At 37.0% G+C, this 13,698-nt stretch carries 9 protein-coding genes; all 9 read left to right on the plus strand.

Going from position 1 to position 13,698, the window contains the following annotated elements; genetic code table 11:
- Positions 1-13 precede the first annotated feature (13 nt).
- The 9 genes from polA (at position 14) to CP352_RS04020 (ending at position 13,499) form a co-directional block, all read left to right on the plus strand.
- Positions 14-2,677: a DNA polymerase I gene (gene polA / locus CP352_RS03980; RefSeq protein WP_089145510.1), complete on the plus strand. Its 2,664-nt coding sequence runs from the start codon at positions 14-16 to the stop codon at positions 2,675-2,677.
- 8 nt (positions 2,678-2,685) lie between these two features.
- A complete protein-coding gene (gene mutM / locus CP352_RS03985; protein ID WP_089145509.1) occupies positions 2,686-3,516 on the plus strand; it encodes a bifunctional DNA-formamidopyrimidine glycosylase/DNA-(apurinic or apyrimidinic site) lyase in 831 nt (276 codons plus the stop codon).
- Positions 3,513-4,115: a dephospho-CoA kinase gene (gene coaE / locus CP352_RS03990; RefSeq protein ID WP_089143316.1), complete on the plus strand. Its 603-nt coding sequence runs from the start codon at positions 3,513-3,515 to the stop codon at positions 4,113-4,115. The genes mutM and coaE overlap by 4 nt, the downstream gene beginning before the upstream one ends.
- 2 nt (positions 4,116-4,117) lie before the next feature.
- Positions 4,118-4,585 carry a transcriptional regulator NrdR gene (nrdR, locus tag CP352_RS03995; protein ID WP_023488426.1) on the plus strand — a complete coding sequence of 156 codons (468 nt, stop codon included), beginning with the start codon at positions 4,118-4,120 and terminating at the stop codon, positions 4,583-4,585.
- Between the two features lie 2 nt (positions 4,586-4,587).
- The gene (locus CP352_RS04000) at positions 4,588-5,922 is read left to right on the plus strand and encodes a replication initiation and membrane attachment family protein (RefSeq protein ID WP_098034875.1); all 1,335 of its coding nucleotides are present in this window, start codon (positions 4,588-4,590) and stop codon (positions 5,920-5,922) included.
- A 19-nt stretch (positions 5,923-5,941) separates the two neighbouring features.
- Positions 5,942-6,850: a primosomal protein DnaI gene (dnaI, locus tag CP352_RS04005; protein WP_005721153.1), complete on the plus strand. Its 909-nt coding sequence runs from the start codon at positions 5,942-5,944 to the stop codon at positions 6,848-6,850.
- Between the two features lie 285 nt (positions 6,851-7,135).
- Positions 7,136-9,070 (plus strand): threonine--tRNA ligase, encoded by a 1,935-nt coding sequence (gene thrS, locus CP352_RS04010; protein ID WP_098034876.1) that lies wholly within the window; start codon positions 7,136-7,138, stop codon positions 9,068-9,070.
- Between the two features lie 146 nt (positions 9,071-9,216).
- Entirely contained in the window at positions 9,217-9,672 is a 456-nt protein-coding gene (locus tag CP352_RS04015; RefSeq protein ID WP_087712777.1) for a GNAT family N-acetyltransferase, read from the plus strand.
- Between the two features lie 173 nt (positions 9,673-9,845).
- On the plus strand, positions 9,846-13,499 hold the full coding sequence (locus CP352_RS04020) for an LPXTG cell wall anchor domain-containing protein (protein WP_098034877.1): 3,654 nt from the start codon (positions 9,846-9,848) through the stop codon (positions 13,497-13,499).
- Positions 13,500-13,698 lie beyond the last annotated feature (199 nt).

Raw genomic sequence — 13,698 nt, forward strand, 5'->3', positions numbered from 1 at the left:
AAAGGGGAATAAAATGGCAGATAAAAAATTACTTCTAATCGATGGTAACTCTGTAGCTTTCAGAGCCTTTTACGCTCTTTATCGTCAACTAGATTCTTTCACAAGTCCCGACGGGTTACATACAAATGCCATCTATGCTTTTAAGAACATGCTCGATGTCCTTTTAAAAGACGTTGATCCGACCCACGTATTGGTAGCTTTTGATGCAGGAAAAGTCACTTTTAGAACAAAAATGTATGGCGAATACAAAGGCGGACGTGCGAAAACTCCAGAAGAATTATTAGAACAGATGCCTTATATTCAAGAAATGTTGCATGACTTAGGTATTAAAACCTATGAATTAAAAGACTATGAGGCTGATGATATTATTGGTACTTTTGCCACTAAGGGTGAAGAAAATGGTTTTACTACTACAATTGTGACAGGAGATCGTGACTTAACTCAGCTTGCTTCAGATAAAACTACTGTTGAGGTAACTAAGTCAGGTGTATCTCAGCTTGAAGCCTATACTCCTGAGCACATGAAGGAAGTTAATGGTGTAACGCCAACTGAATTCATCGATATGAAAGCTTTGATGGGCGATAATTCTGATAACTATCCTGGCGTCACTAAGGTAGGTCCAAAAACTGCTTCTCGTCTTATTCAAAAGTATGGATCAATTGAGAATCTTTATGCTCATGTGGATGAGATGAAGAAATCCAAATTAAAGGAAAACTTGATTAATGATAAAGACAAGGCCTTTTTAGCTAAAAAATTGGCTACGATTGATCGCCATTCACCAGTTACAATTGATATTGATGACGTTAAACGTGAACCAGTAGACTATGAAAAATTGCGTCAATTTTATGAAAAATTGAATTTCCGCAAGTTTTTAGCTGAACTCAATGCCTCAGGAAAAGGACAAGATGGTACTGAAGTAGAAAAAGTTGAATACACTGTTTTAGATGATAAGAATGTAGACCAAGTTAAAGCAACTGAAAACGACCAAGTAGAATTTTACTTAGCAATGCTGGGAGCTAATTACCATCTAGCTGATTTTGTTGGTTTCAGTTTAAAGGTTAACGATAAAATTTATGTTTCAAGAGATGTCGATATACTTAATGAAAGCAATATCAAGCACCTTTTGGAAGATAAAAAAATTAAAAAGAATGTTTTTGATTTAAAGAGAACTACAGTTGGCTTGCATCGCTTAGGGATTCACGCTCACGGTTTAGATTATGATATGTTGCTTGCTTCGTACTTAGTTAATAATGAAAATAATTCAAATGATTTAGGTGAAATTGCCCATTTATATGGTGATTATTCCGTTAAAACTGATATCGAAGTTTATGGCAAAGGTAAGAGTGAACATGTGCCAGACGACGATGATGAGCTCTTTAATCATTTGGCTTCTAAAGTTAATGCAATTGAACAGCTAAAGCAGCCATTACTTGAAAAGCTAAAAGAACATGAACAAGATGACTTGTTTGATACGATTGAAATTCCAACTGCTCGAGTTCTTGCCAAGATGGAAATCAATGGTATGAAGGTTGAAGCAAGTACTTTAATTCAATTGCAAAATGAATTTGCTGTGAAGCTGCAGGATTTAGAGAAAAAGATCTATCAACAAGCCGGGGAAGAATTTAATTTAAATTCACCTAAGCAATTAGGACATATCTTATTTGAAAAGTTAGGCTTGCCAGTTTTGAAGAAAACTAAGACTGGATACTCAACCTCTGTTGAAGTGCTTGATCAATTAAAGACGCAAAGTCCAATTGTTAAAGAAATTCTTGACTACCGTCAAATCGCTAAGATCCAATCAACTTATGTTAAGGGACTGCTTGACGTAATCCAACCTGATGGTCGTGTTCATACGCGCTACTTGCAAACTTTAACTGCAACGGGACGCTTATCTAGTGTTGATCCTAACTTGCAAAATATTCCAACTCGTACTGAAGAAGGCAAGCAGATTAGAAAGGCATTTGTACCAAGTGATCCTGATGGTTATATCTTCTCTTGCGATTATTCTCAAGTTGAACTTCGTGTGTTGGCACATGTTTCTGGTGATGCTCATATGCAAGAAGCATTTAAGACGGGCTACGATATTCACTCCCATACTGCGATGAAGATCTTCCATTTAGATTCTCCAGATGAAGTAACTCCACTTCAGCGTCGTCATGCTAAGGCAGTTAACTTCGGTATTGTTTATGGTATTTCTGATTATGGCTTGTCTAAGAACCTAGGTATTTCAAGAAAACAAGCTAAAGAATTTATTGATAATTATTTTGAACAATACCCACAGATTAAGGATTATATGGATAGGGCGGTACAAGAAGCCCGTGATAAAGGCTATGCAGAAACGATCATGCACCGCCGCAGATATTTACCAGATATTCATGCTAAGAAATACACCGTTCGTGCCTTTGCAGAAAGAACTGCTATTAATTCACCAATTCAAGGTTCAGCTGCCGATATTATTAAAATTGCAATGATTAATATGCAAAAGAAGTTAGATGAACTACATTTGAAGACTAAAATGGTAGTGCAGGTACACGATGAATTGATTTTTGATGTACCAAAAGATGAGTTAGAAACAATTAAAAAGATTGTGCCTGAAGTAATGCAATCAGCTGTTAAGTTGGATGTGCCATTGATTGCTGATTCTGGCTGGGGACACAATTGGTATGATGCAAAGTAGGTGATAAAATGCCTGAAATGCCTGAAGTTGAAACAGTTCGAAGAACGCTGCTTCCCTTAGTTAAGGGAAAAACTATTAAAAAAGTGATTTTGTGGTATCCAAAAATTGTGGCGACTGATCATGAAAAATTTTTATCTGAATTGCCTGGTAAAAAGATTATCGATATTGATCGCTACGCCAAGTATTTGCTTATTCGCTTGAGTGATAATTTAACGATTGTTTCTCATTTGCGAATGGAAGGAAAGTATCATTTAACTGCGTCTGATGCGCCTAAGGATAAGCACGATCATGTGGAATTTATTTTTACTGATCAGACCGCTTTGCGCTATAATGATGTGCGCAAGTTTGGCCGGATGCAGTTAATTTTAACCGGGACCGAGCGTCAGACTACTGGAATTGGCAAACTAGGCCCTGAGCCTAATAGTGCCAAATTTTCAACAGATTATTTTATTAATACTCTAAGTCGCAGAAAGAAAAATATTAAAAATACTTTGCTTGATCAGACTGTTGTTGCGGGTTTAGGTAATATTTATGTTGATGAGGTTCTTTGGCGAACCAAGATTCATCCTTTAAGTCAGGCCAATAAAATTCCTGTGGAAAAAGTATCTGAATTACATGATCAGATCAATAAAATTATTGCCGAAGCAATTAAGCTGCAAGGTACTACAGTTCATTCCTTTTTGAATGCGAATGGACAAGTTGGTGGCTTTCAAAGTAAATTGCAAGTTTACGGTCATGTAGGTGAGCCCTGCCCAGTTTGTGGTACTAAATTTGAAAAAATTAAGGTTAATGGTCGGGGAACCACTTTTTGTCCTCATTGTCAGGTGATTTATAAATGAGTTATGTCTTAGCATTAACAGGTGGAATTGCCACCGGTAAAAGTACTGCTGATGATTTTTTTAAAAAGAAAAACATTCCGATTATTGACTGTGATCAAGTTGCCCACGAACTGATGAAACCGGGCAATGCATCTTGGCAAGTGATTAAAGATCATTTTGGGGTAGAATATTTAAATTCAGACCAAACAATAAATCGTAAAAAATTAGGGCAATTAGTTTTTAGTAATAAAAGAGCCTTGTCTGAATTAAATCAGTTGACGCATCCGTTAATTTTCGATAAAACAGTAGCAAAGATAAAAGAATATCAGAATTTTGCTCTTGTTATTTTAGATGCACCAGTGTATTTTGAAGCGGGATTGGATAAAAAACATGTAGCTAATGGAGTTTTAGTGATTACCCTTCCTGAGCAATTACAGATTGAACGTTTAAAAAAGCGTAATAATCTATCTGACGAGGAAGCAAGAATGCGGATTAATAGTCAGATGCCATTAGCTGAAAAAGAAAAAATGGCCGATTTTGTAGTGGCAAATACTGGTACAATAAAAGAACTAGAGAATAAACTAGCACAATTATTGGTAAAGATTAGAGAAGAGGGATAGCTATGGAATGTCCAAATTGTCATCAAAATGCTTCTCGCGTTATTGATTCGCGGCCTAGTGATGAAAACCGGGCTATTAGACGGCGCAGAGAATGTGAAAATTGTGGTTTTCGCTTTACTACTTTTGAACGAGTGGAAACTGCTCCTTTGTTGGTAGTAAAAAATGATGGTACCCGTGAACCATTCAGTCGAAAGAAAATTTTGCACGGAGTAATGGCAGCCGGACAAAAACGGCCAATCAGTAGTGAACAATTTGAGCAATTGGTTGATCGTGTCGAAAATAAGGTAAGAAAACAAGGCGTTAGTGAAATTTCATCTAAGAAGATTGGTCAGTATGTCATGGATGATTTGGCTAATTTGGATGACGTAGCTTATATTCGCTTTGCTTCAATTTACCGTGAGTTCAAGGATATGTCTAGCTTTATGAAGACAATGGAAGATATGATGGCCAAAAAGGGAAAGGGTAATTAGTCATGTTTGCAACGTCTGATCCTAAGCATCTTTATTATGTAGCCAACAAGATTACCCTTTTTCCAGAGAATGAGAAAATCTTGATTAAACTGTATCAGCCTTTGGTTGGCGCGGTGGCAATTGCCTTGTATCAGACTTTAATCAATGACTATGATCCATATGGTATTGTTTCTGATGCAAAGGGAATTTATTCACTACAGGAGCAACTTGATTGTAGTTTGAAAGATATGTTTCATTCTTTGCATAAACTGGAAGCCGTAGGTTTAGTGCAAACTTTTTTAGCGGATAATGTCTTCAATAATATCATTGTTTTTAAGTTATTACAGGTTCCTAGTGCAGACAAATTTTTTGCAACACCACTGCTAGCAAGTTTGTTGAAAGAAAAAGTTGGCAGCCCAACCTTTCATGACTTGAGTCATGCTTTTGCTAAGGAAGCAAAACTGTGTGAAAAGCCAATCAAGAATGCGCGCGATGTCTCAGCCAACTTTTTTGATGTTTTTCGCTTGCCAGGGGATGAAGCAATTAATCCATCTAATGAGGTAGTAGAAGCTGCGCAGGAAAATAAAGCGCCTGAGATAGAAACTGCTGAAATTAATGCCCAGGATCCAATTGATTGGGATCTAATTAAAGATCAATATAATGTCTATCAAATTCCAGCTCAAGAAGTAGAAATTAAAAAGAACCAAATTCGAGGCTTAATACAGACATATAATTTATCGGAACAGGAATTTGTGGATGAGACTGTTCCCTGTTTGCATGGTACACATAAATTAAACATGCATGAAATTAGTAATACCATAGCAGAAAATTATAAACGATTGCATACTAGGGAAAACATTCAAAAACAAATTGAAGAAGGCAAAAAGCGCGCTATTGCGACTATCAAAGGTTTGGACGCTAATGATAGAAAACTGTTACTCGAAGCTAATGAAAATTCCCCATCTGAATTTTTATACAAATTAAAAACTGAAAAGGGTGGAATTGTAGCTCCAGGCGAAAACTATATTATTAATCAGCTGCACACGCAGTATGGCTTGCCGGAAGATTTGATTAATATTTTGATTCATACCTGTTTGACCTATGATACTGTTGTAACTTCTAATCGTGCTTATCGAATAGCTAATGATTGGCTGCAAGGTGGTATTAGTACTGGGGTACAAGCTCTTGAATATGTGAAGAAACGTAAAGCCGATATTCTTAAAAAGAAAAATCGACAGTCATATCGACAAAATAAGCGAGTCGAAAAAGGTACCGATTGGAGCAAGAAAAAGGCTAAAAATGAAGGTATGTCAACAGAACAGCTGAAGGATATCTTTAAGGATCTGAAAAATAAGTAAATAGAGGGTAGGTGAAATAATGGAAGCAATTGGTGATTTGCTTAAAAAAATAGTTAAAGAGCGTAATTTAGGTAATGAGAAAGAACTGTTGAAAACTGCTTTACACGATCCAGATGTGCAAGCGTTTTTGCAGGCAAATAGGGAAAAAATAGATAAGGCGATGATTCGAAATAGTATGGCCAATATCTATGAATATTATGCGCAAAAACATAGTCAGAATCAGGTGCTGGCCGGTTATGCTCCGCAATTATTTTTAAACGGCAAAGTAATTGATGTACGTTACAAACCTACCGAGGCTAAGATTGTAGCAGATCAGCAACGAGCAGCCAAGCGGCGTCTTCATTTAATTGATCTGCCTGCTAAATTGCATGATGTTAATTTAAGTGATATTGAGGTTACAAATGATCGCCAGCAAGCTTTAACCCTGATTTATGATTTTTTGAAAAAGTACAAAGCTGATCCTCACCAACAAGGCCTTTATTTGTCGGGCGACTTTGGGATCGGGAAGACCTATATGCTAGCGGGACTTGCAAACTATGTAGCAACTAATTTTGATCGGAATGTTGTATTTTTACACGTTCCGACTTTTATTGCAGGTTTATCGAGTCATTTTGGTGATAACAGCTTGCAAGATGAGATCAGGAATTTAGCTGAATGCGATGTCTTAATTTTGGATGACATTGGGGCAGAAACATTAAGTCAGTGGTCACGTGATGACGTTTTAGGAGTAATTTTACAGGCAAGAATGGATAATGTTTTGCCAACCTTTTTCTCTTCTAATTTAGATATGGAAGCATTAGAGTCACACTTTGAGGAAACCCGTAATGCAACTGATCCAGTTAAAGCTAAAAGATTAATGCAACGAGTACGTTTTTTAGCTAAAGAAGTAGTAGTTTCCGGTCCTGATCGACGAAATTTTTCGCATTAATTTCAAAAAGTTCTTGCATCGTTCACTTTGATGCGTATAATTGAAGTTAATTAAACGAGACATGATGATGTTCGGCTCAGAGAGAAGGACCTAGTTCTGGAAGTTCTTCATTAGAAAATCACCCCAATCGTTTATTCCCAAAATTGAATTTTAAGAGGCTGGATACCTTTATCAATCTATACGAGAGGTTAGACGTACGCTAACCTGAATTTTGGGTGGAACCACGCAATTAACACGTCCCAGTGCTTTTATTAGCACTGGGATTTTTTTATTGGAGGTAAAAATATGAGTTTTTCAATTACTTTGCCAGACGGTTCAAAGAAAGATTTTGATAGGGCTGTTTCAGTTAAGGAAGTAGCTTCATCAATCGCTACATCTCTTGGAAAAGCTGCCGTTGGTGCTAAAGTAAATGGCGTTGTTAAGCCACTTGATTATGAAATTGACAATGATGTTGAAGTTGCTATTCTTACTGACAAGGATGAAGAAGGCTTGGATATTTTAAGAGCTACTGCTGCTTTTGCACTTGAAGCAGTTGCTAAGAATAAGTACCCAGAACTTCGTTTGGGTCAACATGTTGCTGATGAAGGCGGCTTTTACGTAGATACTGACAAAGATGACCAAATTAAGGTTACTGAATTGCCAGAACTTGAAAAAGCTATGGAGAAGTTGATCAAGAGTGGTCAAGCAATTGAACATGTTGTGATGGATAAGTCAGAACTTGAAGATATTTTCAAGGATGATCCATATAAGAGCGACCTTTTGAAGGAAATTGACAGTGACAAGGTTGATGCTTACAAGTTAGGTGATTTCGTTGACTTTGGCTTTGATGCTTTATTGCCAAACACTGGTAAGATTAAGCACTTCAAGCTTTTGTCAGTTGCTGGTGCTTACTGGCTTGGTAAATCATCCAACCCAATGCTTCAAAGAATCTTCGGTACTGCTTTCTTCAAGGAAGCTGCTTTAAAGGAAGATTTGAAGCGTCGTGCAGAAATTAAGGAACGCGACCACAGAACTATCGGTCGTGACCTTGACCTCTTCTTCGTTGATCCTAAGGTTGGTGCTGGTCTACCTTACTGGATGCCAAAGGGTGCTACTATTCGTCGTGTTGTTGAACGCTATATCATCGACCGTGAAGTTGCTGACGGTTATCAACACGTTTATACTCCAGTATTAATGAACCTTGATGCTTACAAGACTTCAGGTCACTGGGCACACTACCGTGATGACATGTTCCCACCAATGGACATGGGTGATGGCGAAATGCTTGAACTTCGTCCAATGAACTGTCCTTCACATATTCAAATTTATAAGCACCACATTCGTTCATACCGTGACTTGCCACTTCGTGTTGCTGAACTTGGTATGATGCACAGATATGAAAAGTCAGGCGCTTTGTCAGGTCTTCAACGTGTACGTGAAATGACTTTGAATGATGGTCATACTTTTGTTGCCTTAGATCAAGTTCAAACTGAATTCGCTAAGATTTTGAAGTTAATCATGGACGTATACAAGGACTTCGATATTACTGATTACTACTTCAGACTTTCATACCGTGATCCCAAGAATACTGACAAGTACTTTGCAAATGACGAAATGTGGGAAAGAAGTCAAAAGATGCTTAAGGGTGCTATGGATGACCTTGGCCTTGACTATGTTGAAGCTGAAGGTGAAGCAGCATTCTACGGTCCTAAGCTTGATATTCAAACTAAGACTGCTTTGGGTAATGACGAAACTATGTCAACTATCCAACTTGACTTCATGCTTCCAGAAAGATTTGGTTTAACTTACGTTGGTCAAGATGGGGAAGAACACCGTCCAGTTATGATTCACCGTGGTATTGTTGGTACTATGGAAAGATTCATTGCTTACCTTACTGAAATTTACAAGGGTGCCTTCCCAACTTGGCTTGCACCAGTTCAAGTTGAAATTATCCCAGTTAACCTTGATGCTCATGGTGAATATGCAGAAAAGGTTCGTCAAGAACTTGCTAAGCGTGGCTTCAGAGCAGAAGTTGATACTCGTAACGAAAAGATGGGTTACAAGATTCGTGAATCACAAACTCAAAAGGTACCTTACACTTTGGTATTAGGTGATGACGAAATGAACGCTAATGGCGTAAACGTACGTCCTTACGGTACTGACGAAGAAATTTCTAAGAGTTTAGATGACTTTATCGCTGAAATTGATGCAGATGTTAAGTCATACTCACGTGAAAAATAATTAATTTTTAGCTGCAAATAGTTTTTTGCTATTTGCAGCTTTTTTTATGAGGAATATAATTGTTAGTAATTTTAGTAAATGGAGAGATGAAAAATGAGATTACGTTTGTTGCCTTTTTAAATTAATTTAGAAAGGGCAGATACAAAATGAAAATTATAATTAGAGAATATCAAGCTGAAGACTATCATCAAATTGAACGAATCCATGATTTGGCTAGATTGCAAGAGTTAAAAATTGGAAAAGCTGAAAAGTATTTTAAACCTTTAGAAAAAGCTATTTATAAAGAGGATTTATTTAATTCTAAAATTTATGTAGCATGTGATAAACAAAAAATTATTGGATTTATTGCCGTCAAACCAAATATTTTAGATTATATTTATGTTGATCCCGCCTATCAGGGACAAGGAGTTGGGAAGAATCTCATTTCTTATGTCTTAAGAATTATGAAGCGTCCAATAACTTTAGAAGTTTTTCAGGAAAATAAAGTTGCTAAAAAATTATATTCGCATTTTGGTTTTAAAACTAAAAAAATTATTTATCAGCAGTGGGATGGTAATGATCCACAAAAATACTCTGATGAAACAATGGTTTTAGAGAAATAATTCATTGTAGTAATATCTTACTCACGTGAAAAATAACCAATAACTTAAAAAATTAAACCAAGAATTCCGTCTTTTGTAGAGAATTCTGTTTTTTTTTATGCATGATAAAGCTTTACAAAAGTGTTACTATAATGGTGTAATGTTATTATATTTTATTTTGTGTGAGGTATAATATGAAGAATTGGATAAGTACAAATGAGAAACAACGTTTCGCATTGAAGAAGATTGCAGGTAAGACTGTGTCTGTCTTGATTGGGACAACATTGTTTGGGTTCTACTTGGGAACTAAGACTGAAGTACATGTGGTTAAGGCTGATACAATCACTGATGTATCAACCAAATTAGAGCAAGCAAAACCTGAAACAACTCCAGAAGTAGACACAAAGTCTGCAATAAATGAGGCTTCAGATAACGTAGCCAGAGATGCTGTGCAAACAACAGATACGACAAATAATAAAGAGCAATCAGCAACGCTGGCTACTCCAATTAAATCATTAGCTCCTACTGTAGCTTCAAATAAAACTAGTGAAGTAAGCGATAGCTTAAAAGTACCAACTGAAAAAACTACTGAGCCGACATCTAACTTAAATACTGAAAATAATCAAAAAGATGCTGTGCAAACAACAGATACGACAAATAATAAAGAGCAATCAGCAACGCTGGCTACTCCAATTAAATCATTAGCTCCTACTGTAGCTTCAAATAAAACTAGTGAAGTAAGCGATAGCTTAAAAGTACCAACTGAAAAAACTACTGAGCCGACATCTAACTTAAATACTGAAAATAATCAAAATGTTAAGAATTTTCTAGCTGCTTCACTTGTATCAGCTTCAAGTACTAGGTCACTTGCAACCAAATCATATTTCAATGCTTTGAAGATGATAAAACTTGTATCAGCTTCAAGTATTAGGTCACCTGCAACTGATCAAGAAGCAGAATTACCTACATCGAATCAACGGTTCGAACTTCAAGATACTTCAATTTACAATGACTTAGTTTCAAAAGAAAGACTTTATGGTAAAAAAGATACATGGTTGGGGAAAGCTTTAAACTCTTATTGGCATTCCGATGAAGGATATACGAAGATTAAAGATACATTGAATGATGGAAACTTATATTACTTCGCTGTTTTTGCTGATTATAGTAACAAGGATCACAATTTTATCTTAGTAGCGCGCGATAAAAACGATTTGGATAATCCAACCATTACAGCCAAAATTGTCGATTTTTATAGAGGGGTGAATACTGAAACGCTTACAGTTGCCGCAAATAGCTCTCAAACAAGTACTGAAAGTACTAAGGGTCGCTATACTATTCAAAACTTTGGTAATGGTTCATATTCTGTTACTCTAAATACTGGTACTAACCCTTATGGATTATTACCAGTAATTGATAGGGGCCTTTTGAATCCTGATCTTGCTGGTAAGAGCAAAGGTGAGTATGACGCGATTGCTAATAGCAAGTCGATTAGTAGTTATTCTAGCTACATTCCTAAACGGCGTACCCAATTCATACGCTATGTAGACCGAGCAACTGGCAAAGATCTTGTACAGCCAATTAGAATAAGTGGCTACGGCAACCAGCTATATCGAACAGACGATATTACCCCCCCAAATGTTGATGGTTATACTCATGAGGGGTCTTCAGGCTTTGCCACTGATGCATTTAAGTATGGTGATTCAGGTATTCCAACTACTGGTCATGTAACTGAATTTAGTGTCGGTGAAACCTTTGACCTCTCTGAAAATAGCGATGTCATGGTTAGAAGTACCGTCATTGATAAGGATGGTGATATTCGCTCAGTTGTATACTACAAAGGCAAACCTCTAAACGAAACTGTCGGTACAAGTGGTGTGAGGATCTTAGGAACAAGCGATAATAACAATACGATGTCCTTTACTACCCCCGATGATAGGAACTACACGTTTATTAATCCGGTAACCGCTACTGATAATAGTACTGTATACTACTATGCCAAGACTGGTCATGAGCAAGAGAGTACCATGACTGTTCACTATATTGATGTTACTAATAGTGGGATTAATAGTAACTTTATCCCAAGTGACGGTAAAGAAATAGATAAACAAGTTTTAACTGGAAACATCGGTGACCCATACACCAATACTTTAACAGCTCCTGCAGGCTATAAGATAGTAGCAAAAGATAAAGCAGCTGAAACAGGCACTTACTCAATTGATGCTCACGATGCCTATGTATATGTGAAGCAGCAAGACGCCGATAAGTACGAACTGAAACCTGGCAAAGAAGTCAAAGTTGATAATACAGATAAGTTAACGGAACCGGAAAAACAAGCAGTAGAAGGCGCAATCAAAGAAGCTAACCCAGATGCCCCAATCAAGACTATTAAAGTCGACGATAAGGGTAAGGCAACTGTAACCTTCAACGATGACAGTACAGTCGAAGTACCAGGCAATAATGTAGTAGCAAAGCAAGACGCCGATAAGTACGAACTGAAACCTGGCAAAGAAGTCAAAGTTGATAATACAGATAAGTTAACGGAACCGGAAAAACAAGCAGTAGAAGGCGCAATCAAAGAAGCTAACCCAGATGCCCCAATCAAGACTATTAAAGTCGACGATAAGGGTAAGGCAACTGTAACCTTCAACGATGACAGTACAGTCGAAGTACCAGGCAATAATGTAGTAGCAAAGCAAGACGCCGATAAGTACACACCAAATGTTCCAACAACTAAGGTACCGGTAGGCGATGTCAACAACTTAACAGACGAAGAAAAAGGTCAAGTTAAGACCAACGTAGAAAATGCCAATCCAGATTTACCATCGGGTGCAGAAGTAACGATTGGTAATGATGGTACTGCAACAATCAAGTATAGTGATAACTCAACTGACACGATTGCCGGTAATAAGTTGGTTGTGGCAAAGCCAGATACTTCTACAGAGCAAAAAGTAAACTTGCCAGGCAGCAAGATAGAAGTAAGCGATCCAAACCACTTAACTGATGAAGAAAAGCAACAGGTTAAGGACAATGTAGCCAAGTCCAACCCAGATGCCAAGGATATCAAAGTAGGTGACAATGGAGACACAGATGTAATCTTTAATAATGGCAACTATGGTCATGTAAGGGGTGATCAATTAGTAGTTAAATCTAATGATAGCCATGATAATACGACTGATGCTGATAAGCATCCTGCAGTAGTTCCAGGCACAAAGGTAGAGGTAGCAGATCCAAGTCATTTAACTGATGAAGAAAAGCAACAGGTTAAGGACAATGTAGCCAAGTCTAACCCGGATGCCAAGGATATTAAAGTGTCTGATAACGGTGATACAACGTTAATCTACAATGATGGTAGTCAACATAATCTTTCAGGCAGTGATTTGATTATTAAGAAAGATAATAATGCATCTAACACTTCTAATAACACAGATGCTGATAATAATCCTGCAGTAATCCCAGATACTAAGACTCCAGTCCAAGATCCAAATCATTTGACTGATGCGGAGAAGAGCCAGATTAAAGATAATGTATCTAAGTCTAATCCAAATGCTAAAGATATATTAGTTGGCAATAACGCAGATACTACTTTAATTTACGGTGATGGGGCTAAGAATGTTATTAAGGGTACTGATTTAATAGTTGTTAAATTAACTTCAACTATCTCACCATCTAAGAATACTTCTGGTTTACAAGGTAAGGATAAGAATACTTCGAATAAGAATGAAGTATCCTCAAAACAAACCCTGCCACAAACTGGTGAATCAGATAACGTATTAGCTGTAATTAGTGGTGCAGTGGTGACAATCTTATCTGTAGTAACATTGGGCTTGATTAAACGTAGAAAAGAATAATCACAGTTAGAGCAAATGAGACTTTTGAGGTCTTGTTTGCTTTTTCTGTGAAAAATAATCAACTATGGTAAGCGTCTAATAACGGCTCTCTGTCAAACACCCTAAAGTATAAAGGTAGATAGAAAGTAAGCGTCATATAACCGAGTATCTGTTTTAGCCTTCATTTTTCAGGTATTCTAATCTCATCAATTTAATGGAG

This window comes from Lactobacillus sp. UMNPBX1 (assembly GCF_002554085.1).
Lineage (GTDB): Bacteria > Bacillota > Bacilli > Lactobacillales > Lactobacillaceae > Lactobacillus > Lactobacillus crispatus.